General features: G+C 69.6%; 18 protein-coding genes and 1 pseudogene. 7 read left to right on the top strand and 12 right to left on the bottom strand.

Annotated elements, in window-relative coordinates; genetic code table 11:
- Nucleotides 1-10 precede the first annotated feature (10 nt).
- Nucleotides 11-2821 carry an Ig-like domain-containing protein gene (locus IPN47_24165; GenBank protein ID MBK9411074.1) on the bottom strand — a complete coding sequence of 937 codons (2811 nt, stop codon included), beginning with the start codon at nt 2819-2821 and terminating at the stop codon, nt 11-13.
- Nucleotides 2822-3278: 457 nt separating this feature from the next.
- On the opposite strand from IPN47_24165, the gene IPN47_24170 reads away from it, so the two are divergent.
- Complete coding sequence (locus IPN47_24170) at nt 3279-4073, top strand: MerR family transcriptional regulator (protein ID MBK9411075.1); 795 nt, start codon at nt 3279-3281, stop codon at nt 4071-4073.
- Between the two features lie 129 nt (nt 4074-4202).
- Here IPN47_24170 and IPN47_24175 read toward each other — a convergent pair whose 3' ends face one another.
- Nucleotides 4203-6536: a DPP IV N-terminal domain-containing protein gene (locus tag IPN47_24175; protein ID MBK9411076.1), complete on the bottom strand. Its 2334-nt coding sequence runs from the start codon at nt 6534-6536 to the stop codon at nt 4203-4205.
- 164 nt (nt 6537-6700) lie between these two features.
- Between IPN47_24175 and IPN47_24180 the strand changes: the two genes are divergently transcribed.
- Nucleotides 6701-9052 (top strand): DPP IV N-terminal domain-containing protein, encoded by a 2352-nt coding sequence (locus IPN47_24180; protein MBK9411077.1) that lies wholly within the window; start codon nt 6701-6703, stop codon nt 9050-9052.
- A gap of 4 nt (nt 9053-9056) precedes the next feature.
- On the opposite strand, the pseudogene IPN47_24185 reads toward IPN47_24180, so the two are convergent.
- From IPN47_24185 to IPN47_24210, 6 genes and pseudogenes are all read right to left on the bottom strand, one after another.
- Nucleotides 9057-9886 (bottom strand): annotated as a pseudogene (locus IPN47_24185) (alpha/beta hydrolase).
- Between the two features lie 141 nt (nt 9887-10027).
- On the bottom strand, nt 10028-10630 hold the full coding sequence (locus tag IPN47_24190) for a PepSY-associated TM helix domain-containing protein (GenBank protein ID MBK9411078.1): 603 nt from the start codon (nt 10628-10630) through the stop codon (nt 10028-10030).
- On the bottom strand, nt 10630-11106 hold the full coding sequence (locus IPN47_24195) for a DUF4920 domain-containing protein (GenBank protein ID MBK9411079.1): 477 nt from the start codon (nt 11104-11106) through the stop codon (nt 10630-10632). The genes IPN47_24190 and IPN47_24195 overlap by 1 nt, the downstream gene beginning before the upstream one ends.
- A gap of 164 nt (nt 11107-11270) precedes the next feature.
- Nucleotides 11271-12506: a beta-ketoacyl-ACP synthase II gene (gene fabF / locus IPN47_24200; GenBank protein ID MBK9411080.1), complete on the bottom strand. Its 1236-nt coding sequence runs from the start codon at nt 12504-12506 to the stop codon at nt 11271-11273.
- A 74-nt stretch (nt 12507-12580) separates the two neighbouring features.
- A complete protein-coding gene (locus IPN47_24205; GenBank protein MBK9411081.1) occupies nt 12581-13966 on the bottom strand; it encodes an aminotransferase class III-fold pyridoxal phosphate-dependent enzyme in 1386 nt (461 codons plus the stop codon).
- 159 nt (nt 13967-14125) lie between these two features.
- Nucleotides 14126-16039, bottom strand: a complete 1914-nt coding sequence (locus IPN47_24210; protein ID MBK9411082.1) for a protein kinase — start codon at nt 16037-16039, stop codon at nt 14126-14128.
- Nucleotides 16040-16244: 205 nt separating this feature from the next.
- On the opposite strand from IPN47_24210, the gene IPN47_24215 reads away from it, so the two are divergent.
- Nucleotides 16245-17126 (top strand): hypothetical protein, encoded by an 882-nt coding sequence (locus IPN47_24215; protein MBK9411083.1) that lies wholly within the window; start codon nt 16245-16247, stop codon nt 17124-17126.
- 201 nt (nt 17127-17327) lie between these two features.
- On the top strand, nt 17328-17789 hold the full coding sequence (locus IPN47_24220; GenBank protein MBK9411084.1) for a hypothetical protein: 462 nt from the start codon (nt 17328-17330) through the stop codon (nt 17787-17789).
- Between the two features lie 95 nt (nt 17790-17884).
- Here the strand turns inward: IPN47_24220 and IPN47_24225 are convergent, their stop codons facing one another.
- From IPN47_24225 to IPN47_24240, 4 genes are all read right to left on the bottom strand, one after another.
- Nucleotides 17885-19102 (bottom strand): hypothetical protein, encoded by a 1218-nt coding sequence (locus IPN47_24225; protein ID MBK9411085.1) that lies wholly within the window; start codon nt 19100-19102, stop codon nt 17885-17887.
- A gap of 133 nt (nt 19103-19235) precedes the next feature.
- The gene (locus IPN47_24230; protein MBK9411086.1) at nt 19236-19583 is read right to left on the bottom strand and encodes a hypothetical protein; all 348 of its coding nucleotides are present in this window, start codon (nt 19581-19583) and stop codon (nt 19236-19238) included.
- 3 nt (nt 19584-19586) lie between these two features.
- Entirely contained in the window at nt 19587-20522 is a 936-nt protein-coding gene (locus tag IPN47_24235) for a protein phosphatase 2C domain-containing protein (GenBank protein MBK9411087.1), read from the bottom strand.
- Entirely contained in the window at nt 20519-21208 is a 690-nt protein-coding gene (locus IPN47_24240) for a hypothetical protein (GenBank protein ID MBK9411088.1), read from the bottom strand. The genes IPN47_24235 and IPN47_24240 overlap by 4 nt, the downstream gene beginning before the upstream one ends.
- A 425-nt stretch (nt 21209-21633) precedes the next feature.
- On the opposite strand from IPN47_24240, the gene IPN47_24245 reads away from it, so the two are divergent.
- The 3 genes from IPN47_24245 to IPN47_24255 form a co-directional block, all read left to right on the top strand.
- Nucleotides 21634-22695: a hypothetical protein gene (locus IPN47_24245; protein ID MBK9411089.1), complete on the top strand. Its 1062-nt coding sequence runs from the start codon at nt 21634-21636 to the stop codon at nt 22693-22695.
- 118 nt (nt 22696-22813) lie between these two features.
- A complete protein-coding gene (locus IPN47_24250) occupies nt 22814-23314 on the top strand; it encodes a hypothetical protein (GenBank protein MBK9411090.1) in 501 nt (166 codons plus the stop codon).
- A partial coding sequence (locus IPN47_24255; GenBank protein MBK9411091.1) for a hypothetical protein occupies nt 23311-24203 on the top strand: 893 nt, incomplete at its 3' end. The genes IPN47_24250 and IPN47_24255, both read left to right, overlap by 4 nt.

The raw sequence follows: 24203 nt of genomic DNA on the forward strand, positions 1-24203 counted from the left end.
CTGGCGCCCGTCAGCGCAGGCGCGACTGGATGGCCGGCGCCATCGGCCGCAGGTCGCGCCCGAAGGCGAGGCTCAGCCGGTCGATCGCGTTGCTGCTGCTGCTCGACGGCGGCGTCACACCGTCCGTGTACGCGGCGCCACTCACCGTGTAGGTCGACGTCCCGGTCCCGGTGCAGAGGGTGCGCACCGAGTCCTTCACCCCTCCGGTTCCTGTGGTGTAGGTCCAGTATTCACTGCGATATGCGTTGAGCTTGGTCTCGCCCTTGCCGTTCACCAGGAGCATCAGCGGATCATTCGGCTTGGCCGGGTCGGCGGTGTACTTGAGCCGCGTGAAGGTGTAGTCGAACGACTCGTCGATCTTCATCGCGATCTGCCCCACGCCGCAGCTCGCCAACATCGCGACCATCGCCGTGGCGACAAAGACGCCCAGGGCGCGGCGCCGGCGCTTGATCACGAGCGGAAGTCCACAGAGGGGAGCGAGCAGGTACCACCAGCGCGAGTCACCGAGCCCCGCGCCGCTCGTGCGCCCGCTGATGCCGACCATCGAGCTGGCACCGCTCCAATCGAGCGTCATGCGCCCCTGCAGGCGAATCGTGTCGGCACGCAGGACCGTCATCGTCGACTGGAGCGTCATGTTCAGCATCCGAAGCGTATCGGCGACTTCCGGGCGCACCTGCCAGGTGTAGGCGCCTAACGCCCCAGCCGGGATCACGCTCTTCTTCCATGTCCCCGAGCTGGCGAGCATGTCCCACACCTGCGTCGCGTTGGCGACCGGATCCATCTCGACCGATGCCCCCTCGCGGTCGCACGTGAAGCGGAATCCGTTGTTGAGTCCCGTGATCGTCTTGAAGCGCCAGTCGCCCTCGGGGGGGCTCAGGTCGACCCGGTAGCCGAGCGTCCGCGTGTTGTTGTAGGGTGGGAGCGGATCGGTCCGCGTGACCAGCACCGCCACCTGGTCGGGGCGCTGGAGCAAGTGGCCCGGGATCTTCACGGTGTCACCGGTGGCCAGGTGCCGGTACGTGGTCATCGCCGCCGTCTTGTAGATCGCGACGAGCGTCCCGTTCGGCGACGACGCCGTGTCGAGAAAGATCGGCACCTGGTAGTTGGCAGCGAACGACGCCGTATCGCGCTTGAGGAAGTCCGTCTCCACTCCAAGGGTGAAGAGCGGGTCGCTGTCGTACACGCTTCGCCCCGCCTGCAGCGTCAGGGTGTAGTTCTTGCGCGAGACCAGCTGGTTCTCGTTGGGCCACGGATAGAGCGCAGCCGACACCTGCTGGCTGATGAAGTCCGGCCACCAGGTGTCGTGCGCCTCGGGGACGGCCGTGAGGAGTGCGGTGATCGGGTTCACCCCGGCCCGCACCGAGCTGTACATCTCCTTCACCTTGTCGTCGCCCCAGCGCTTGGTGATGTACTTGATGATTGGGGCCTTGCCGTAGCCCGAGTTGGCGATCATGTCCGGGTTGAGCCCCACCCACATGCTGTCACGCCAGCTGATGGCCGTCGGGTTGGTGAATGGGAGCGCCACCGCGGGGTGATAGCCGGCAATCCAGGTCGACGTCGCCTCGCCTAACCAGCGAGCGGGAGCGACGGCTGGCCAGTCCTTTCCCAGCAGGAATCCTCCCTGCGTGAAGTGGAAGAACTCGTGGATCACCGTCCCGGGAAACCACCCCAGGTCGACGTTGTTGGAGTTGTAGGCGATGTAGCCATTCTCGGGATCGACCGGAAACGGGAGGACGGAGTAGAAGCAGCCGTTCCAGGTCGCACGCACGAGATAGACTTCGATCGGCCACATCTGCCGGTGTGCGACGCTGTAGCCCATCGACACGACCTTGTCGTACGCCTGCTCGGCCAGGGCGGCCGTCTTCGTCACCTTGCGCGGCATGTCGGGGTCAGGGCCGATTCCCCACACGTCGAAGTGTCCGTTGGCCGACGCGGCATGCGTCAGCTGCATCAACCCGCTCAGCTCCGCCGCCCCTTTCAGGTCGCGCGGGTCGACACTTGCACTCGCCGTCGTCGCCAATCGCCCGAAGGAGACGCGGCTCATGGGAAGCCCCGATCCACCCCACGTGGACGGCCGGCCCTTGAGGGACACGGTGGCCACGAGGTAGCCGGACGATTCGGCGGCGGCGACGAGGTTCATCCCCATCGCCACCGTCGTGCTGTCGGCATACTCCACGACGGGGCGATGGATGGCGATGGCAGTCGTCCCCTGCACCGTCTTGTTGGTCTTGATGCGGACGCGCATCGGGACGACCCGATCGGCCGGGAGCCCGTCGATGAGGTAGCGCCCCGTCGCGCTCTGTTCGGGAACCGGGTCGGTGCGCAGCGTATCGCGCACCAACTCGATCGTGCTCGGATTCGACAGGACGCCAGCCGCAATGGTGATCGCCACGTCGCCGGAACCGAGCGTCCCGCCTAACGCGCCGATGTCACCCCGCGCCACCACCGGGCCGTCGGGATGCGAGACCACGGTGATCACCGCCGTCCCCTGCTTGCCGTCACTGGTCGCCGTGATCGTCGCCGAACCCGAGGCCACGCTGGTGACCAGCCCGCTGGTGGACACGGTCGCGACCGTGCTGGCCGAGCTGCTCCAGCTGATCGTGCGCCCGGTGAGCACCGTCCCTTGCGCGTCCTTCGTCACGGCCGTCAGCTGCACCGTGGCCGGCGGGACGAGCGTCGCCGTGGTTGGGGTCACCTCGACCGTCGCCACCGTGGGCGTCGACGGCGGGGGAGTCACCGGGGGCGACGACGAATCACCACCCCCGCTGCAGGCCGCGACCAAGGTCGCGGCGCAGAGGAGTCGAATGGACGCACGAAGCATGGGTGCGGTCCTCCACGAGGTCCCCGTTCCGCTCTGGGGGAGTGCTCGGAGGTCAGGAAGGCGTACGGTCCGCGAGCGCGCGCATGAGACGCAGCCGACACAGGAGTTGCGTCGTGCGAGACACCGAAGCGCTCGCGTAGCGGTAGGATCACGCTACACCGCCCTGCCCCCGTCACCTGTCAGGCGAGCACTGCTGTTACATGCGATGCGGGGGAAGCGCGATTGGGCGATCTCACCGATACCGTACGCGAGGTACAGCTCCGGAAGTCGTTGTCGTGGCGATGATTAGACCGCTGCATCTTGCGTGGTCAATCATCGAGCGTGCGCCCAGATGGGCGCGGATTCCCCCCCGTGTCGGTCGCCCGCTTTCCAATTTGCGCCCGTAGGCTCGTTTTGGCGTCCGTTTCTCCCCCCTTGCTCCTCACGTAACGGCAGGCCCTACACTCTCTCCATGGCCATGACGTCCCCCCATCACGCCCCGCCGACGGTCGATCGGAATCCCGAGCCGTCGTGGAAGGTCGGCGAGCTCGCCCGCAGGACCGGTCTGACGGTGCGCGCCCTCCACCACTACGACGAGATCGGGCTCCTGACGCCGTCGGGACGCACGCCCTCCGGACACCGGCTGTACACACGGCGCGACGTGGAGCGATTGCAGCAGGTGCAATCGCTTCGGCTGATGGGACTCTCGCTGGACGAGGTCAGGCGCATGCTCGACGGGGCATCGCTCTCGCCTCGGCGCGTGATCGACCTGCACCTCGCACGACTGCAGGAACAGATCGCCGCGCAGCATCGACTCGTCGAGCGCCTCACGGCGCTCGCCACACACCTGGACCAGGCGGAGGGCGTCTCGATGGACGACCTCTGCCGCATGATCGAGGCAATGACCACCATGGAGAAGTTCTTCACCCCCGAGCAGCTCGACACGCTGCGCCAGCGGCGCGAGGGGATCGGCGAGGATCGCATTCAGCAGGTGCAAGACGAATGGGCGGAGTTGATCCCCGCCGTGCGCGCCAAGATCGCCGCCGGCGTCCCCGCCGAGTCGCCGGAGGTCCTCGCGCTGGCCAAGCGCTGGATGGCGCTCGCGCACGAATTCACGGGGGGTGATCCGGCGATCGGAACGGCCGTCATGACGATGTACGCGCAGGAGGGCGACACGCTCCGGCAGCAGATGGGCGACCGTGTCCCGACGGCGGAGATGTTCGCCTACATCGGGAAGGCCAACCGCGCGATGAAGACGGTCGCTGGCGAATGACACGCGGGGGGCCGGGGGGCGCATCACCGCCCCGCCGCCGCCCGTATCCGCCCGTGAAAACCGAGACGGAAAAATGAAACATGCGTTCCATGCCGCCCGGTATCGCTTTGTGCCGCAACACTATACCACTTACATCTTCGGCGGCGCCTCGCGCCCGCCGGCCGGAAGGTTCTCCCGCAGGTAGCGCTGCAACAGGGTGTGGATGTGCACCGTCGTCCCATCCCCTTCGGAGATCGAGTGCGTCCGGTTGGGATAGACCATCACGTCGAAACGCTTGCCGAGCGTCACCATGCGATTGATGAGTCGCTCCGTCCCCTGGTAGTGGACGTTGTCGTCGCCGGTCCCGTGCACCACCAGCAGGCGCCCCTTGAGCCCCTCCGCGTGGTTGATGGCGGAGCCGAGCTGGTAACCCGCGACGTTGTCCTGCGGGAGCCCCATGTAGCGCTCCTGGTAGATGGTGTCGTAGAGGCGCTGGTCGGGGACCGGGGCCACCGACATTCCGACCTTGAAGACGTCGGGCTCGCGGAACATCGCGTTGAGCGTGTTGGTCCCCCCGCCGCTCCACCCCCAGATCGCCACTCGGCTCGTGTCGACGAAGGCGTGCGTCGCCGCGTACGCGCGCAGCGCCGCCGCCTGCTCGGCCGCCGTCGTCGCCCCCACGGCGCCATAAATCCCCTTCCGCCAGGCGCGCCCCTTGGGGGCCGGCGTGCCACGCGTGTCGAATGACATGACCAGGTAGCCCTGGTCGGCGATCATCCGGTGAAAGAGCGCGGCGCTCCCTCCCCAACGATCGGCAGCGGTCATCCCGGCCGGCTCGCCGTAGATGTGCACCAGGACCGGGTACTGCTTGGTGGCGTCGAACTGGGAAGGGCGCATCACGTAGCCGTCGACCGGGAGCCCCTGCGCCGTCGTGACGGTGAAGAATTCGGTGGCCGGCGCGCCTAACGCTGCGAGCTTGGTGCGCAGCGCCGCATTGTCCTCCAGCACGCGCACCACTTCATGCCCCGGGAGGCGGATGATCTCGGTGCGTGGCGGCTGGTCGAAGCGCGACACCGTGTGCAGCGCCCACCGTCCGTCCGGTGCAATATCGTAGCGATGCGTCCCCGGCTGGTCGGCGGGGGTCACGCGCGTCGCCGCCCCGCCCGTGAGCGGCACGCGATAGAGATAGAGCTGCGCTGCCGCCCCAGGCGACGCCATCACGTAGAGGATCCCGCCGCGCTCGTCGACCCCGGTGATCGTGGCGTCGTAGTCGCCCGGGGTCAGCAACGTCGTCGCCCCCGTCGCCCGGTGTACGGCGTACACGTGTCGCCAGCCGTCGCGCTCACTCTCCACCAGCGCCGCGCCTGCCGCGGTCGCCCCCGCGGCGCCTTTCGCCCCCTTCGCCCCCTTACCCCGCTTCACCCCGGGAGCGGTCGCGATCCAGCGCAGTTCCTGCACCTCCACCCACGCGCTGTCCGCATCGGTATAGAGCACCGTTCCACGCCCGGTCACCGCGTCTCCCACCCAGAAGTCGTTGCGGTTCTGCTTGCGGTTGAGGTGCTGCACCAGGATCGACGTGGCGTCGAGCCACTCCACCTGCCCGATGTAGCTCGTCGCGGTGTCACCCACCACATCGAGCCACGTCACCGCCCCGCCCGTGGGCGCCACCACGCCTAACGTCACCCGCGAGTTCGTCGTCCCCGCCTTGGGATAGGGGATGGGGGTCGTGGACGGATACAGCGAGTCGGTGTTGTTGATGAGCAGGAAGTCGCGCACCGCCGAGGCGTCGAAGTGCCAGAAGAGCAGGCGCTTGCTGTCCGGGCTCCACTGGAAGGCCTGGCGAATCCCGAGCTCCTCCTCGTAGACCCAGTCCGACGTCCCGTTGATGCTCGTGCGCGAGCCATCGTGCGTGAGCCGCGTGACCGCCCCCGTGGCCAGCTCCTCGGCGTACAGGTCGTGTTCGCGCACGTAGGCCACGCGTTGACCGTCGGGCGAGAAGGTCGCGAACATCAGCGTCGATGGCTTGGCATCGCCCCCGATCTGCTTGAGCGTGTTCGACGTGCGGTCGAGCACCCAGTAGTCGCCGCGCGTGTTGAGGCGCCAGACCTTGGTCGTGTTGGTGAAGAGGAGGAGCTTCGTATTGTCGTTGGACCAGGCGAAGCTCTGGAAGGCGAGCGGCGCGTTTGCGCCTGGCGGTGTGAGCTGCGCCGCGGTCACCAGGACCGTGCGTGCATCGGTCGCCGTCTCGTGGCGCACGATTTCACGCCCGCGCCCCCCCGGCGCCGGCTCCACCGTCAGGAAGGCCGTCCCCCCCTCGATCCAGCGCAGCTGCCCCACCCCGCGCGCGCTGAACTCGCTGGAGAAGATGCGTGGCACGGTGAGCGCAGCTGGCGACGCTGCGGGTGCCGCGGGTGTCTGGGCGAACAGCGCCGTGGCCAGCGTGAGCTGGAGCAGGGCGAGGGCGCGAAGTGTGGTGTGAGGCATGGCGCGCGACGAAAGGGGAGCGAGCAGGTCTCACGCGAAGGCGCGAAGACGCGAAGGAAGGTGCCGGAACGTGGCGCAGCCACAATCTGCGACGTGTTCGTGCGTTGACCACCCCACTCGCCAGATGCACTTTCTGCCACCCCACACTTCTCCCGAGCCATCCGATGCGCTTCACTCTCCGGCACTCGCCGATACTCCTCGCCGTGCTCTCGCCCGCGGTGCTCCTCGCGCAGGGGTCCTCCGCGGCGTCGCCCACCGCCAGCGTGGATTACCGGCGCGCCGAGCAGATGCTCACCTGGAACGCACTCCGGCACATCACCGGTGACCAGGTGGCGCCGAGCTTCTACCGCGACAGCACGCGCTTCTGGTATCGCGTGATGACGCCGCGCGGCGCGGAGTTCGTGACCGTGAATCCCGCGACGGGGGGGCGCGCCACGCTCTTCGACAACGCCCGACTGGCCGCCGCCCTCTCGCGCGCCGCCGATTCCGCCGTCGCCGCGGGGACGCTCCCCCCGGGCTTCACCTTTGCCGACGACGGACGCGACGAGAAGCACATCCACCTACGCCTGGGCAAGCGCGCCTTTGCCTGCGAGCTCGCGACCTACAGCTGCGCGAAGACCGATACCCTTCCCGACCGCCGTCGCTACGTGCGCTCCCCCGATGAGCAGTGGGAAGCCTTCGCGTCTGGCGCCAACCTCTGGGCGCGGCGTACCGGCGCCAAGGATTCGATCCAGCTCACCACCGACGGCGCCCCCGGTCATGCGTATGGCGTCACCACGCGTTCGCCGTCGCAGATTCGCATGATGATGCCGGACGTGCCGGAGGTGACCTGGTCGCCCGACTCCAAGCGGCTCGTCGTGGCGCGCGTGGATGAGCGCGGGGTGCAGAAGTTCCACCTGTACTCCTCCACCACCGCCCGCCCGACGTACTACGAGTACCCGTACGCCCTTCCGGGCGACTCGGTGGTCCAGATGACGAGCCACTACCTCATCGACGTCGCCGCCAAGTCGAGCCGGCGGCTGGAGGCGCCGCCGCAACCGATGATGTCGCTGTATTCGTTTGGCGGGAAGCAGGTGCAGTGGGGCCCGGGATCCGATCGCGTCTACTTCACGCACGTCACGCGCGGCCCCAAGAAGGTGGCGCTCATGGTGGCCGATGTCGCGGGCGGTACCCCGCGGACCGTCACCACCGACAGCGCCGCGTCGTACGTGGTGGGGAGCATCGACATCACCAATGGCGCCGTGAACTGGAAGCCGCTGCGGAGCGGCGACGTCGTCTGGTTCTCCGAGCGCGACGGGTGGGCGCACCTGTACCATCTTGGGGCTGACGGGACGGTCAAGCACCAATTGACCTCGGGAGACTGGGTCGTCACCGCCCTCGTGGGCGTCGACGAAACGCTCGGCCGCGTCTACTTCACGGCGCGTGGTCGCGAGGCGGGGCGCCACCCGGAGTACGACCTGCTGTACTCCGTTGGACTCGACGGCACTGGGCTCACCCTGCTCACGCCCGAGGACGCCGACCATGCCATCACCCCCGTCCCCTCGGGGAAGTACTTCCTCGACTCCTACTCGCGCGTCGACATGCCCGCCGTCTCCGTGCTGCGCGCCGCCGACGGGCGCGTGGTGAAGGAACTCGAGCGCGCCGACATCACGGCGCTTCGCGCCACCGGGTGGCGTTCGGGTGAGGTCTTCCGCGCCAAGGCACGCGACGGCGTCACCGAGGTCACGGGGGTCATCTGGAAGCCGTCGCACTTCGACTCCACGAAGACGTACCCCGTCATCGACCACATCTACCCCGGGCCGCTCATCTCGCCGGCCCCCAAGGAGTTCTTCCCCAACCGCCTCCCCTTCTCCTACTCCTTCATGGGGCAGGTGCAAGCGCTCGCCGAGCTCGGCTTCATCGTCGTGGAAATCGACGCGTTAGGCAACACCGGGCGGGCCAAGGCGCTCTACACCCGGGCGTACGGCGACCTGGGCGACAACGGGATCCCCGACCACGTGGCCGCCATCCAGCAGCTCGGCGCCCGCCATCGCTGGATGGATCTCTCGCGCGTGGGGATCTACGGGCATTCGGGGGGCGGCTTCTCGTCGACCGACGCCATGCTGCGCTACCCCGACTTCTACTCGGTGGCCGTCTCGACCGCCGGCAACCACGACAACCGCACGTACTATCACGGTTGGGGAGAGCGCTTCCAGGGGCTCCTGGTGAAGGACAGCGCACGCGCCACCGACAACTACGCCCCGGCGGCCAACAAGTCGCACGTGGCCAACCTCAAGGGGAAGCTCCTCCTCATCCATGGCGACATGGACGACAACGTGCACCCCGCGCACACCATCGCGCTCGTCGATGCGCTCGTGAAGGCCAACAAGCGCTTCGACATGTTCATCCTCCCCGACGCCACGCACGACCTCACCAACCACCCGTACGTCATTCGGCGCACGTGGGACTACTTCGTCGAGCACCTGCTCAAGGGGAAGGCGCCGGCCGACTACACGATTGCACCGCCGCCGATGTAGCGCCTCACCCGCACGTTCCGGCGCTCCCCTGGTGTGAGTTGGCAAGAAACCGCGAGACCTCGTCGAGCACGCGCTGCGGCTGCTCGCGATGCGGCACGTGCCCGCACCCCTCGAGGATCACGGCGCGCGACGGGCCGCCGACCAGGCTGGCGATGCGCGCCGGGTGTTGGACAGATCCGAACTCGTCGGCGTCGCCATGGAGCGCGAGCGTCGGGCAGCGCACGCGTCGCAGCTCCTCGTCGAGGACCCAATCCGCGTAGGCGGGATCGAGCCAGGTCTCGGTCCACGCGTCCAGCACCCACTGCGCCTTGTCGCCGTGATAGCGCGCCAGCCGCTCGAGCTGTCCCGCTTCGCGAAAGGCCGTACGTGCCGCGCGCACGCCATCGAGGGTACGCGCCTCGACGAAGCTCTGCGCCGATTCCGTGACGAGTGCCACGCTGGCGTCGTTGAACCGAGCCGCCGTTGCCACGGCCATTCCGCCACCCACGCTGTGACCGAAGAGGATCAGCGTGCGAAGCCCGAGTGCCGCGCGCAGCAGCGGCACCGCCCACGCCCCCTCGTCGTGAACGAACGGTCAGGGAGCTCGCCCGACAACGCATCCGACCGCCCGAAACCCAAGCGGTCGTAGGCCACCACGCGCCGTCCCGTTGCGGCGGCGAGCTGCGCGGGGAAGTCACGCCACAGGTCCACGCACCCCAGCGAATCGTGGAAGAGCAGGATGGTCGCGTCCCCATCGTCGGTGGGGACCGACGTCCCCCACGCACGCGCAAAGAGCGTCCCCCGCTCCGTCGAGATCCAGTGATCACTAGGGCCGGCAGGGAATTCAGGTTGCAGCTGGGACACGAGCTGGGGTCAGAGCTGGGGTCAGAGCTGGGGTCAGAGCTGGGGTCAGAGCCAAATCATCGGGGCCATCGAGAAGCTAGTGCGATGACGCACACCCCATAGGTCCCGGCGACCGTGATGGCCCCGCGACTCCTAGCGCAGGTAGAACAGCCAGAACCCCAGCGGCAGCAGCGCCCCCGCGGCCGTGAGCCACCCCCCGCGCCCCGTGATGCCGTACTTCCCCTTGAGCACGAAGAGCCCGGTCACCGCCAGGAGGATGAGCGACAGCGCATAGAGATCCGCGACGTACGTCCAGACGCGCTTCGGCTCGTTCAGGTGCAACTGGTTGAGCTCGTGCAGCACGCGCCGCGGCACCGTCGACTCGACCATCACCTTCCCCGACGGGAGGTCGACGTGGTACACCTGCTCGCCGTAGAACAGCTGCAACGTCTGCGGGTCGGGCTGGTAGCTCGACCGCGGCGGCTCGGTGAGCGCGAGTCGCGCCACCGCGAGGTCGACCATCGCCGGCGCCGAGTCGAGCGCGATCGGGGCGATGGTCGTGAAGCGCTTCGAGATCTTGTAGTTCGGGTTCCAGTCGGCAATGTGATTGACCGCGATCCCCGAGATCCCATACGCAATCGTCAGCGCGACGGCGAGGTACCCGATGTCGCGGTGCAGGACGATGCTCAGCCGACGCCACGACCAGCGCGGACCGCTCGCGCGGCGCGCGCGCTGGTCGTCCACGGGCTCCGGCATTACTTGACCCGCGCGCCCTCTCCCGAGAGCTGCACGTCGGTCACCGGCCCTTTCACCTTGGCCGGATCGAACGACGCGAGCGTCCCGCGTTCCTTGGCCACTTCGCGCGCCTGCGCGACCGCCTGTTCGCGCGTCAGCGACTTCACCTTCACGACCCCTTCGGCCAGGACCGTCTTCCCCTTCGCTTCCTGCGGGAAGGTCATCACCCCGTCGTCCACCTTGAAGCGCAGCGACTCGAAGGCCTTGTCGCTGGCGATGCGAATCCAGCAGCCGCGCTCCTCACAGACTTCGATGATGAGCCCTTCGACCAGGACACGCTTGCCGTCCCAGGCCGCGGGGTCCTTGAGGATCGACGAGATGGGGGTGGCGTCCTTGAGCGTCAGCGCCTTGCCATAGTCCTTCGACTGGGCGATCGCGGTGCTGGCAGTCAGCGCGACAAGGGCGAGCGTCAGGGCAGCGGTTCGGACGATGTTCATGGTGGTGGTGATGGACGGGCACATCGAGCCGCGCGTGCGCGGCGACGGAGACGCAGCAACGGGGCGCAGCAGCGGCGGCCGCGCCCCCCGATGAGTATGCGCCGGAATCACGCCGATGGCTGTCAGCTTTCGTCCGACGTTGCGCGCGCCTGCGGCGACCCGCCCTACACCCGCCGGAACGCCAGCACCCCGTTCTGCCCCCCGAAGCCGAACGAGTTCGACAGCGCCCCATCCACGCGCACGGCGCGCGCCACGTTGGGCACCACGTCGAGCGCAATCTCCTCGTCCGGCACTTCGTAGTTGATCGTGGGCGGGATCACGCCGTGCTTGATGGTCAACACTGTCGCCGCCGCCTCAATCGCCCCCGCCGCGCCTAACGTGTGGCCGATCATCGACTTGATCGAACTCACCAGCGGCGGCGTCTCGCCAAACACCCGGCCGATCGCCTTGGCCTCACTCCGGTCGTTGGCCGGCGTCGACGTCCCGTGCGCGTTGATGTACTGCACGTCGCCCGTGCTCATCCCCGCGTCGCGCAGCGCCAGCTCCATCGCCCGCGTGGTCCACGTCGCCTCGGGATCGGGCTGCGCCAACCCGAACGCATCGGCCGTCATCCCGAACCCCGCCACCTCGGCGATCGGTTCGGCGCCACGGGCGCGCGCGTGCGCCAGCGTCTCGAGGACGAGCACCCCTGCCCCCTCACCCATCACGAAGCCGTCGCGCGTCTTGTCGAACGGGCGGCTCGCCTTGGCCGGGACGTCGTTGCGCTTCGACAGCGCCCCCATGGCCGAGTAGCCGTTGAGGACGAAGGGGGTGATGGTGGACTCCACCCCGCCCGCCAGCATCACGTCGGCCTGGCCGGCGCGCAGGAGCAAGAGCGCCATCCCGATGGAGTGCGCCCCCGTGGCGCACGCCGAGAGCGCGGCGAAGTTGGGGCCATGGATCCCGAGCGCGATCGCCACGTTCCCCGCCGGCATGTTGGGGATGACTTTCGGCACGCAGAACGGGCTGATCGCCTTGGGCCCCCGCTGCAGGAAGCCGGCGTGGTTCTCTTCCAGCTCGTTGAAGTCCCCCGCCGCCGTCCCCACGCAGCAGCCCACGCGCGCGCTGTCCATGCTCGCGAGGTCGAGCCCCGCGTCCTTCACCGCCCCCATCGCCGCGGCGACCGCCATCTGCGAGTTGCGCCCCATGCGCCCCGCCAGCTTGCGCGTCATGTACGCCTGCGGGTCGAAGTCGCGGACCTCGGAGCCGATCTGCGTCTGGTACTGCGATGCGTCGAAGGCGGCGATTGGCGCCACCCCCGAAACGCCAGCGGTGAGCGCACGCCAGAACGATTCGCGCGTCGACCCGATGGAGGTCACCACGCCAATCCCCGTTACGACAATTCTCGATCCATCAGACATCCACAACCCTCATCCCGCAGCAGGTCCAGCGCGAAGTATCGCGAGGGTGATGCAGTTTTTCCATCGCACGGGCATCACCCGCCCGCGCCCATCTCCCGCGCCACGTCGCCGACGGCCTCCACCAGAGCGTCCACCTCCGCGACGGTCATCACCGTCGACGTGACGAACATCCCGCGCGCGGCGCAGGCAAAGCCGCGCTCGAGCAGCGCCAGGTGCAACAGCCGGGCGTGCTCCGCGCTCCCGGCGGCCGCGTCGCGGTAGTCGCGCACCGGCCCGTGCCGAAAGTGCACGTGCCCGAGCGACCCACTCCCCGTCACGCACACGGCCACGCCGGCGGCGTCGAAGGCACGCTGCAGGCCGTCGCGCAGGTGGCTGCCTAACGCGTTGATGTGATCGAGCGCCTCGTCAGTCAGCAGCTCCAGCGCGGCCAGCCCCGCCGCCATCGTCACCGCGTTGCCGTTGAACGTCCCCGAGTGCCCCACCGTGCCACGCGCGCGCGGATCGAACGTGGCCATCACGTCGGCACGCCCGCCAAAGCCCCCCACCGGGAGTCCGCCGCCGATGATCTTGGCCACCGTCGTCAGGTCGGGGGTGATGCCGTACATCGCCTGCGCCCCGCCGCGCGCCAGGCGCAACGTGATGATCTCGTCGAAGATCAGCAGGACGCCACACTCGGCCGTCACCGCGCGCAGCCCGGTCAGGAAGTCGCGGTCGGCGGGAATCACTCCTGCCGCCGTGAGGTGCGGCTCGACGATCACCGCGGCGAGGTCACCGGCGTGCGCGCGCACCAGGCGCTGCGCCGTCTCGAGGTCGTTGTACGGGGCGACCAGCACGTCGCCCACCACGCCGTCGGGGACCCCCGGCCCCTGCGCGCGCCCCTCGGGATAGGGGGGCGCATCCATCCCCGGCGACACGCTCACCTGGGCCACGTCGGCCGAGCCGTGGTAGCCGCCTTCCATCTTGAGCACCTTGGCGCGCCCCGTGAAGGCGCGCGCCGCGCGAATGGCCCCGATCACCGCCTCCGTCCCCGAGTTGCAGAAGCGCACGCGCTCCATCGACGGAACCCGTCGGCGGATCTCCTCCGCCAGCCGCAATGCGGCTTCCCCCGGAAACGGGAAGGCCGTCCCCTGCGCGGCCTGCGTTGCGATCGCCGCGGTGATGTGCGGGTGCGCGTGCCCGTGGATGAGCGAGGTGAAGTTGCCGAGGAAGTCGACGTACGCGTTGCCGTCCACGTCCCACATGCGCGCGCCGGCGCCGTGCGACATGAAGGTCGGGTAGGGGAGGAAGAAGGTCCCGGTGCGCGTGTCGCCCCCGGGAAAGGCCTCCACGGCGCGCGCGTACAGGTCAGCCGATCGCGGCGTGCGTGCCGTGTAGCGCTGCAGCAGCTCGCGTGCGAAGTGCGTCGTAGCCGCAGCGGACGTCGCGGCAGCAGTGGCGGCAGTGGTAGCCGTCGTTCCCATGGTCAGCCCTCGGCGTGGTGGATTCGAGTGCTGACCAAAGTGCGGCGCGTTGCGCCATCGCGCGAGCCGCACGCGAGGCCGTGGACGAGACTGTGGACGAGGGCGTGGGCGAGGCGAGAAGCGATTCCGCCGCGCTGCGACGAACCGATCTCCGTCCGTTTACAGCGAGGGGAGCAGCTTCCTCGACGCCTTCAGCAGGTCACGGAGCCCTTTGCGCGCGTCCTTGCCGCGCCCTTCCTCACCGGCCGACGTGTGCTCGCTGGCGAGCGCCGAGCGCCAGGTCTCGATCCAGGCTTCCTGCAGCGCCACCGTGGTGGGGAAGCGGTCGGCGGCGTTGAAGGCGAGCGCGCGCGAGATCCAGGCGCGGGCCGGTGGCGGGACGCGCGACGCCCACGAGGCGTTCCAGTCGATCCCCTGCTGCTGGCGCCACAGCTGCAACTCCGGGTCGTGCGCGATGAACGGCAGGTGCCCCGTGAGGGCGAAGAAGGCGACCGCGGCGATCGCATAACGATCCACCCCTTCGTCCTGCGGCACCCCGCGCAGCTGCTCCGGCGCCGCGAAGGCCAGCGTCCCCGCCGCCCCGCTCTCGCCAGGCGCGGAGGCGATGCCGAAGTCGGCCAGGCAGCATCGCCCGCTGCGGTCGAGGAGGATGTTCTCCGGCTTGAGGTCGCGGTGCACCACTCCCGCCGCATGCGCCGACGACACGCCATCGAGAAGCGCCTCGAGCTCCGGCCCAACTTCGGACAGCGGGAGCGGGCCGCGCGTGGCGACGAGGTCGGCCAGCGACCCGCCGGGGGTCAGCGGCATCGTGAAGTACGCCACTCCCGAGCGCTCGGCGAACTCCAGCACCGGGACGATGCGCGGGTGGGCGAGCGATGCCACGAGTCGGGCTTCGCGGCGCAGGCGGGAGACCGCGCGCGGGTCCTGGGCGATTTCCGGATGCAGCGCCTTGAGGGCGACCTCGCGGTTGAGCGCCAGGTCGCGCGCCTTCCAGACCGCCCCCGAGGCGCCGTGCCCCAGGCGTTCCATGAGTTCGTAGTCGAGCCCCGTGGCCGCACGCAGTCGCGCCTCCTGCTGCGCCGCCGCCGTGGCCGGGTCGGTCTCGTGTGCCGGCGTCACCGGCCGCACGCCGAGCCCCGCGAGCGACGACTCGCCGCCGATGGCGCGATCGAGCGTCTGCAGGAGCGCGGCAACCGACGGAAAGCGTGTGTCGGGATCGGTGGCCGTGGCCCGGCGCAGCACGTCGCGCACGCTGCGCGGCACGTCGACGTGTGCCTCGAGGGCGCCTAACGCTTCCTCGCCGTCTGGACCCCACTTGCGCCCCGTGATGCTGGCGACGATCAGCGCCCCCAGCTGGAACTGATCGGTGGCTGGCGTCGGCACCCACCAGCGCCCGCGTGCCGCAATCGCCGGGAGCCACTCCGGGGCAGGGACCACCCACTGCAGCGTCGGCTGCTTGCCCGGGGGGAGTGCAGCTGGCGGGAGCGCCCACTGCCATCCCAGCAAGTAGTGCTCGCCGGCGCGCGTCATCCACGCCCCTTCGCAGTTGAGCGCGCCGTGCGTCTCCCCGTTCTCGTGCAGCATCACCAGGCACGAGCCCAGGCTACGCAGGCGCGTCATCGACGTCTCGACCGTGTCCGGTCCCTGCGTGCGGAGCTGCGTCGCCAGCGACCAGCCGTCGATCCAGTGCCGCACGTAGCCCGGTCCGCGCAGCATCAGGTCGTTGCGGGGCCAGTAGACATAGGTCGTCGGAATCGCCCGGTGGCGCCGGTTGCCCAGGGCGCGCGCCTCGGCGGTGAGCCAGTCACGGTGCGCCGGATCGGGGGCGGTGACCAGCGAGAGGGTACGGCCGAGCGGATCGATGACCTGCTGCGTGTGTCGGTGCTGCCCGATGAAGACCCCATGGGCCCCCCATTGCCACTCCTTGGGGAGCTGCCAGTCGTGCAGGTGCGGCGGGCGCTCGGTGGTGGGGTGGTAGGGCGAGCTGTCGACGTCCGGGGCGCCGTCCCGATGGGTCGGGGCGGAGCCGGAGGCGTCGGGGGCGGGGGGCATCGGGGGCGACTGTGTGAGCATCTCCTTCAGGACGAACGTCTTGGGGGGGACGATACCGGGGGAACACCCACGAATGGTGTCGGCGGACGCCTCATGTTTCTCGGCAGAGAGTCTCGCCAGGGGTCGGGGGCGGCTCCTGCCGGGTGAACGCGGGAGGAATGCCGGAAACATCCCGAAAGAGCGCGACGGTCCGGTCAGAGCCACGGCTTCCCGACGTCTGGGGGATATGCCCCGGCCCCGACATCACTCCGGCGCCCTCGTCGCGCTCGCTGCCGCAGCCTGCGTCCATGCTCCGCCGGCAGCCGAACCAATCCAGCCCACCCTCCGCGACCGATTCCCGGGCGCCATCGCGCGCTACGCCCCCCCACCATCGCCCTCAACCACGATTTCCTGGCGCGCCGATCGGCCGGAATCGGCGCGGGACTCCCTGGTCTGGCAGCGGTGGGTCGGCACCGGGTGGCTCCCGCGTCAGGTGGCGCAGCTCGGGACGCGGTGGCGCCTCCCGGGCGGGATCGTCGTGCAGCTCTCGAGGTGTCGCCCGTGGCGCGACCACGATGAGGCGAGCTGGTCGCGCGAGGAGCGGCGGATCCTCGTCTGTTACGAGTTCGCCTCCGAACTGCTCGCCATGGCGCAGTCGGCGCAGCTCCCGCCCCGCGCGGGCGGCGCGCCGGATGCGATGACGCTCGCGGACTATCGCGACCAGCTCCTTGCCGGCATGGAGGGCTTCGCCCTCCACCACGAAGTGGGGCACATGCTCGCCGGCATGCTGGGGCTTCCCATCACCGGACGCGAGGAGGACTTCGCCGACCAGTTTGCCCTGCTCCAGCTGCTCGCCGACTCGGGCGCTGCGCCGGCGCAGCTCGACGGCCCGCTGTGGCACTTCGGCTTCCGTCGCGTCACCACGAGCCACCGCCCCGACGACCCGCATGCGTCGCCCGCCCAGCGCATGGCCAACTGGGCCTGCTGGCTCGTCGGCAGCGACCGCTTCTCGTCCGCGCATCTCGAGGAATGGGCCGGGCTCTCCGAGTACCGGCGCTCGCGCTGCCAGTCGGAGTTCGACCTCCTGCGCCGCGCCATTGAGACGATCACGGCACCCCACAGGCGCTGAGTGGCCGCGCATGCCCACGGCGCCGTGACCGCGAGCGCGAGGACGCCTCACCGTCATGCATCGCACATCATGTCAGACTCGCGCCGCCGTACCGTCTCTCCCGTGGGGCCGGGAGCGAGTGGTGAGGAGTGAGGGTGGTGGTGCACTCGTCTCCCGCGTCCCCAATTCGCCCGCTGAACCTCACCTCGTGCGCACCTCGCCATGACCACTTCCTACTTCGCTCGATGCGCCACCGCCCTGGCGTGCGCTTGCGCCGCGTGGATCTCGCTGCTCCTCATGGCCGCCGACGCCCGCTCGACGAGCCAGGCGGCCGTGATCAGCGTCCTCACCCTCCTCGCGGTGTCGGCCTCGATGTGGTTCGTCGGCACCCTTACCGATCGCGGTGACGGCGACGTGCTGCGCCTGGGGGGGAGCCGGACCCTCGACGCGCAGGTGGCGGTCACCCGCGCCCTGCGCGAGGTCCCGGGCGCGGCCAGCAAGGGTGAGCTCTTTGCCCTGCTGGCCGAGCGCGAGCGGCCGCTCACGCTCGCGCAGCTGGAGCGCACCCTCGCCGATCTCGAACGCGCGGGCGTCGTCCTTTCCGACTATGACGAGGCGTGCGGTGAACGCGCGTGGCGCCTGGCGACGCTGCGCCGCCGCGTGGGCGCGGCGAGCGTCACCTGACGACGCGCCGACGGCCGGCGACGGCGCCGATGCCTAACGGCGCCGCGACGGCGCCGATACCTAACGACGCCACGACGCCGCCGAGTCGTGCGGCATCACCGCGATGAGTTCGAGCGCCGTGGAGTCGTCGCCGCCGCCGTCCAGTTCGCGGACGATCCGTAACGCGCCGACAGCCACAACCGTCGTTCCCGAACCCCCGTCAGCTCCACGCCACGCACCAGCAGCTCCACCGTGGGGACGGGGCCCGCCAGCGTGGTGGTCATCCCCAGGGCGCGCGCCGTCACGAGCCGGGTGCCGACCGCCATGCTCCACCACGCATCCCCGATGCGCCCCCCCACCGGCAGCAGCAGGAGCGAGTCCCGCTCGGCGACGAATCGCAGTCCGTCAGCTGCACGCACATAACGCGCGGAGTCCGTGGCCCCTGCCGCGCCGGCCGTCGGGAGCCAGCGCCTGGCCAGCACGATCGCCGAGTCGCTCGCCCAGACCACCGAGTCGCGGCGCACGATCACCCCGGCTCGCGCGTAGGTCAGCACCGTGTGCAGCGCCAACGTCGGCGAACGGCGCGCCGTTTCCCGCGGCGACCCGTGGTGCGCCACGCGGCCGGAGAACACGTCGGCCACCGGCCACAGGAGCGGGGCATCGCGCAGCGCCACCGTTGGCTGCAGCGACAGCGAGGGAGATGGCAGCGCGACGGGGAGTGCCGTCGACTCCGCTGGCGACGGGTTCGTCGTGACCAGCATCATCCAGATGAAGGCCACGGCGGCTCCGAGCGAGAAGGCGATCGCGTCGCGTCGCGTTATCGGGCCTTGATCCTCGTGCACGCGCCACTGCCGCGTGCGGTGCTCGTGCAGGCGCTGGCGCAGCCGCTCGCGCCCGCGCTGGGCGAGGCGCAGCGCGAAGGCGCGCGCGACACTCGCCTGTGCTCGCGCGATCGCCAGGCCCCCGGCCATCACCCGCCGAGCGCGCAGCCAGCGTCCCGGCGACCTGGCCCACGGTTCCAGCAGCGCCGCCCACTGCCCCGACGTGAGGCGGCGATCGGGGTGCGCATGTCCCGCCACGAAGGTCTCGTGCAGGGCCTCGCGAACCGCGCGCGGGAGGCGCTCGATCGCCGCGTGTGGTGCCGGTGTTACCAGGAGGTTCGCGCGCGACGGGGAGTGCGCATAGAGCCCGGCGCCGATCGCGTCGCGCAGCGTATCCACCGGGGTTCCCTGCACCGGGTCGCGTCCGCGCACGGCAAACGGGTGGATCCCCAGCAGGAGCTGATAGATGATCACCGCGAGGGAAAAGGCGTCCCAGGAGGGGGCAAGCGGCATGTCGGCACCCGTGCGGCCACCAGCGGGGGGTGTCGTTGCCCTTCTGCCGGTGTGTAGTCATCGGTCCGCACCGGGGCGGAAAAGCGAAGCGTCCCCTGTTCCGTCACCTGCACCGAGTCGCAGTCCACCAGCGTCACGTGCCCCGCGAGGTCTGCGCCGTGAGTTCGGAGAGCCGTACCGCCCCGCGCACGCGCGGGATCGCGACCCCCACGAAGTCGCCGCCCTCCGTCGTCACCAGTTCGGTCGGCCAGGCCACCTCCCATCCTTCGTGCCGCGACGCACGGCATGCCGGGGGGTGCCGCACCAGGTATTCCGCGCGCTCGCGCCGAGCGTCGCGCGCGCCGGGACTGCTGCCAAAGCGATAGAGCTTGACCGCCAGTGGACTTCCCGCGCATGCGTGGTCGTGCAGCGCCCCTTCGCCCCCCGTGGCGAAGGGAAAGAGGAAGAGCGTGTTGAGCCTGCCGCCGATGAGCACGTCCATCGGCTACTGCCCCGGTGCTGGCGTCCGTCGCACCGCCAGCAGCAACGTCTTGTCGTCGGGCTCGTCGCGCAGGGCGGGCAGTTCCGGCGCGCCGTCGCGCAGGAAGCTCGCCCAGATGCGTGCCGCGGCCATCGGCGCCCCGGCGTCGCCGCCGTCGAGCAGCCGTTGCAGTGTCTGCACGTTGGGGGTGAGGAAGGGGGCGTGCGGGACGTTCGTGCTGGCGTAGCGGCCATGTGCGGCGTCGAACGATTGGCACTCGAACGCCACGCGCTCGCACCCGTCGGTGAGCAGCGCCACCGCGTCGGCGCGGCCGAGGAGCATGCGTGACTCCAGCAGCTGCGCGTCGCGCCGCCAGCCGCGCGAGGTGATGAACTGCGTCTCGCCGGCATGCTCCCCACGCTGCGGCTGCGTCACCCCTTCCCAGACGCCATCGTCCCACAGCACCGCGCAGCGCCCATCCCCCACCTGCGTGACGAGCACGACGAAGGCGTTGGCGTACACCAGCGTGAGCGTGCAGGCGAGGTCGTCGCGCCTGGCCCGATGCTGTCGCGCCACGCGCAGCACGTACGAGCGCACGCAGCGCATGATCACATGGGCGTCGTCCCGCCACTCCGCGGCGCAGGTGACCGGAACCCCCCGGGTGCGCTGCCTGAATCGCACGATGTCGCCGAGGGCCTCGATTCCCGCCGCGACGGCCACGCGCGCCCCGGTTCCGCCCATGGAGGCCGAGCTGGCGCCGTCGGCTACCGCCAGGAACAACTCGCCCGGTCCGCCCACCGCCGCGGCGCAGGCATCCTGCATCGTCTTCGTTCCGGCCTTCGCCAGCGCCCCGCCGACGCAGGCACCGATCACTCCCCACGTCGGGGAGGCGATCCCCACCACCTGTTCCTGCGGTGCCGCGCCGTCCGGCGCCTCCACGCTGCGGGGAGCGCCGGTCATATGGTGTGCCGGAAGAAGCTCGGTTGGTCGAGCTGCACCACCTCGCCCTCGCGGCTCGCCGTGATGCGCTCGAAGGAGGTACTGAGCCACTGGAAGAAGTCGCCGAAGTCCTGCGCGGCGAACCCCTGCACCCGTTCGGCGCCGAACAGGTCGCGGAGCACGTGCAGCGCCCCTCCCGTGGTGCCGAAGGCCCAGGCCGTCTGACGTTTGCTGCTGGCGGGGTCGGCCAGTTGCGCGCGGAGCGCGGCCAGCTCCTCCGCCGAGTTGGTCGGGGCACCGTCGGTGACGACCAGCAGATAGCCGCGGTAGCGCGGCAGTCCCACCTCGTCGTACCAGCGCTTGCGCTCGGCCAGGAGGGCCAGGGCGCGCGTGACACCGCCCACGAGGTCCGTGCACCCGCCACCCAGCTGCAATGGCTCCAGCGGCACCTCGTCGAGCAGGTTGAAGGGGCGATGCAAGGCAATGTCACCGTCGAAGCGGACGACGGCGACATCGAGGCGTGCGGCGGTGGTGGGGTTGGCGCGGACCTGCGCGACGAAGCGTTCGAGGCCGGCGTTCACCTCGGCGATGGGGGAGCAGTCGCCGCCGCCGCAGGCCATCGACGGGGAGGTGTCGATGACGAGGACGAGGGGGCAGCGTTGTTCGTAGGAGGGGGGTTGGGTGCCGCCGAAGGCGGGGGTGGGCATGGGCTCGGCTCCGAGGTGGTGGTGCTTCGGAGAACGAGAGCCGTTCGTCACTCTGACGCGCGAAACAGCGCTCCCGGGGGACCGAGCAATCGGGTGTTGGGGCGATCCGGACTGTCAGATCGCAGTCCGGCGGGCGTCTCACGGGCATGTTCCGACGACCCGGACGCCCGATTCGGCTCAAAGCCCCAACAGACGTGCGCCGTCAGTCGGGTACCAAACGGAGATCGCCAGCTGCCAAGCGGCCCTGCAGGGTGCGCAGAACGTCTCACGCGCAGTGGCGGGTCTTGCAAGGAGGCGACATCTTCCCTCCGAGCCTCCTCGAAGCCGGGGTTGGCTTCCAGCGCGTCGGTATCTCGTGCAACGGTTGCGTACTACGGGAGGAGATGCATCGACACGCAAAGACCCGGCGAGCGCGGACCCGCTGAATGTCGGGCAGGCCTCATTCACCCTGCTTCCCGGACCCAGACGAGGAACTCGTCTTCTTCGCGGTCGCCGATGCGTACGCCGTTGCCACAAGGCAGCTGCAACGCGAACGCCCCACCGCTGGCTGCGCGATGAAGCACCAGGATTGGGAGGCGCTCGCCGTCCCGCGCATGGTGCGTGATGCGTGGCGAGCGCTCGAGCGGAGGGGACTTGACCCATCTGCACCCGAGTCTCGCGAGCGGCTGCTGGCTAACGTCCGGGGAAACGCCAAGTGGCGCTGGAAGGACCTCGCCCGGCAGTGCGGACGTTGCCCAAACCGCGGACAGGTGCACCTGCAGGACAATTCGGTCGGTGCCGGTGATCCACTCGGTGAGGTCCTCGACATCGAGGGCGTCACGGGGCTGGATGCACAACGACTCGTGATCGATTCGAGCGGGATCGAATCGCCGCTCGACGACGAACGCGAAATCGGAGGTGATGGTCCAACGGCTGGCGACGACGGCGAAGCGGAGGAGCCTACCCCTCGTGAAGCGCTCGACGCGCTTGTCGCCGCCGTGACTCTCACACTCGATGCGTTTTCTTCGCGCGGTGCAGAGGAAGCGCTCGCCGCAGCGGCCTTTCGCTGCGACCTCGAGGGACGCGTCCGATCCTCCCTCGCCCCAGAACGAGCGCGCACGTCGCGTGTCTCCATTGAAACTGCACAGCAGCACGTGAGCCGGGCCGCCCGGACCCACGCTCGCGCGATCCTCGAGGAGCTTGTTTCGCCCGACGGACCGCTGGCCGTTCTGGCCAACGCTCCATACGCCGTGGTGTCGGTGCGCGCCGCAACGCGCTACCTGTTTGGCGAATTGCGTGCGGACAACGCGCGCAGCGACTCGGAAGACCGGGACAACATCGTGCGTTTGCTGGCGCGCGCACAACGCGCCGGATGCGACCGCGAGACGCTGGCCGGCCTCTGCGACTACGCCGACGTCACGCTCAACGGGGTAGGGTCGCGCACCTCGGGCGAGGACGGCGATGGCTCACACCGCAGGAGGTCACCGCCTTCGCCGAGGCGGCGATGAAGGACAACTGGATGCGCGCACGCACGCAGCACGCGCTACTGACAAGCGAGGGGCGCAACACTACCTCCAGCGAACTTCGGGGCTACTCGCCAGCGGTCGCGCGGACGAGGAGGGCGCAATGACTGATCCACACGACGCGCTCTCCGGTTTTCTCCGGAAGCTGGGACACTTGCGCGCGCGGGCCAACGAAGGCCCTCCCGAGGAAGCGGCGGCGCGAGAGTGCCTGTGGGTCGAGTTCTCGAGACTCACGCGCCTGGTCGCGCCGACGAGTTCCCATCCCGAGGAATTGCCGTTGGCCGCATCGACAGCCGAGCGCAGCGAGGTGCGGTTCGAGTCGTGGAGCTTCCCCGGTCTGGACATCGAGTGCGAATGGCTGCCGAGCGACATGCTGCGCGTCATGCTGGCGCCCCAAGTGGGAGGTGCGCTCGTCTCCGTGGAGTGCGCGGCCCAAGGTGGTTCGTTCGCCGAGGTGGCCAGCAGCACCACTTCGGGGGGAGGCTTTGTCGACCTGGGACCGATTGCCCAATGGCCGGAGCCGGAGATCGGTGGCGCCTTCGCATTGCGTATCGAGCTCCCGGCCGAGCGCCGGGACTCCGGGTCGTCCCGACCGCTGACATGAACGTGGCGCGTACTCCGTCCTGGCGCACCCCGCTCGACATCGGCAACCTCACGCTCGCCGTGGAGCGATTGGTCGCTTCATTGTCGCGTCATCCTGCCAGTGCTGGACGCGCGGAGGAGTTGGCGCAGTTTCGGATGTTGCTCAGCGCTGTGGAATGGCGCGTGCCACCCGACTCGGTGCGCGCGGCGCTTTCTGCGGCCAGTGCGGCTCCGTCGAGACAGCGCGCCGAACTGGTGGCCACGCTCCGCGGAATCCCGGTGGATCTGGACGCGTCCCCAGTCGGTGAGTGTACCGCGCTGTTCAGCGTCGCTGACAGTAGCGCCGCGACGGCGCTGCTGGTGTCCGCCGATGTGCAGCTGACGGGCAGCACCTCCACCCTCATCGGCGCGGCAGACGAAGATGGAAGTCCGCTGGATGTATCACTCGGACGCGCCTTCAATGGTGCCACCCGGGCGGCCCTTCGGGAGATTGCACTTCGGCTCGGTGGCGATCCACACGCGTGGGATCTCGCTCGCCTCGTGAGCATAGACGGCTACCTCCCGCAGGTATCGCGTCCTCTGCAGGGCGCGTCGGTCGGCTTGGCAATCGCGGTCGCCGCTCTTTCGCGTTTGTCCAAGGTCGGCATCGACAGGAGCGACGCCTTCGCCGCGAGGGTGCGACCCGACGGGGCGCTGCTCGGTGTCGGCGACGTCTCGCTCAAGGTGCACGCGGCCATCCACGGCGGGGCGAAGCGGATCTTCCTTGCGCCGTCCGATGTCGATGAAGTGCCACCCCGAAGTCGCTTGAGAAGCGGCAAAGTGGAGATCGTGCCGTGCCGTCATCTTTCGGACGTGCTGGCCGTGATCGATGATGCAGCGTTCACGCGCGGTATCACACGGGCACTTCGCCC

The sequence above is a fragment of the Gemmatimonadota bacterium genome, from assembly GCA_016719105.1.
GTDB lineage: Bacteria > Gemmatimonadota > Gemmatimonadetes > Gemmatimonadales > Gemmatimonadaceae > SCN-70-22.

Excerpts from the sequence above, each read along its gene's own strand:
- IPN47_24165 (MBK9411074.1), bottom strand. The coding sequence starts at position 2,821 with ATGCTTCGTGCGTCCATTCGACTCCTCTGCGCCGCGACCTTGGTCGCG.
- IPN47_24170 (MBK9411075.1), top strand. The coding sequence starts at position 3,279 with ATGACGTCCCCCCATCACGCCCCGCCGACGGTCGATCGGAATCCCGAG.
- IPN47_24175 (MBK9411076.1), bottom strand. The coding sequence starts at position 6,536 with ATGCCTCACACCACACTTCGCGCCCTCGCCCTGCTCCAGCTCACGCTG.
- IPN47_24180 (MBK9411077.1), top strand. The coding sequence starts at position 6,701 with ATGCGCTTCACTCTCCGGCACTCGCCGATACTCCTCGCCGTGCTCTCG.
- IPN47_24190 (MBK9411078.1), bottom strand. The coding sequence starts at position 10,630 with ATGCCGGAGCCCGTGGACGACCAGCGCGCGCGCCGCGCGAGCGGTCCG.
- IPN47_24195 (MBK9411079.1), bottom strand. The coding sequence starts at position 11,106 with ATGAACATCGTCCGAACCGCTGCCCTGACGCTCGCCCTTGTCGCGCTG.
- fabF (MBK9411080.1), bottom strand. The coding sequence starts at position 12,506 with ATGTCTGATGGATCGAGAATTGTCGTAACGGGGATTGGCGTGGTGACC.
- IPN47_24205 (MBK9411081.1), bottom strand. The coding sequence starts at position 13,966 with ATGGGAACGACGGCTACCACTGCCGCCACTGCTGCCGCGACGTCCGCT.
- IPN47_24210 (MBK9411082.1), bottom strand. The coding sequence starts at position 16,039 with ATGCTCACACAGTCGCCCCCGATGCCCCCCGCCCCCGACGCCTCCGGC.
- IPN47_24215 (MBK9411083.1), top strand. The coding sequence starts at position 16,245 with ATGCCCCGGCCCCGACATCACTCCGGCGCCCTCGTCGCGCTCGCTGCC.
- IPN47_24220 (MBK9411084.1), top strand. The coding sequence starts at position 17,328 with ATGACCACTTCCTACTTCGCTCGATGCGCCACCGCCCTGGCGTGCGCT.
- IPN47_24225 (MBK9411085.1), bottom strand. The coding sequence starts at position 19,102 with ATGCCGCTTGCCCCCTCCTGGGACGCCTTTTCCCTCGCGGTGATCATC.
- IPN47_24230 (MBK9411086.1), bottom strand. The coding sequence starts at position 19,583 with ATGGACGTGCTCATCGGCGGCAGGCTCAACACGCTCTTCCTCTTTCCC.
- IPN47_24235 (MBK9411087.1), bottom strand. The coding sequence starts at position 20,522 with ATGACCGGCGCTCCCCGCAGCGTGGAGGCGCCGGACGGCGCGGCACCG.
- IPN47_24240 (MBK9411088.1), bottom strand. The coding sequence starts at position 21,208 with ATGCCCACCCCCGCCTTCGGCGGCACCCAACCCCCCTCCTACGAACAA.
- IPN47_24245 (MBK9411089.1), top strand. The coding sequence starts at position 21,634 with ATGTCGGGCAGGCCTCATTCACCCTGCTTCCCGGACCCAGACGAGGAA.
- IPN47_24250 (MBK9411090.1), top strand. The coding sequence starts at position 22,814 with ATGACTGATCCACACGACGCGCTCTCCGGTTTTCTCCGGAAGCTGGGA.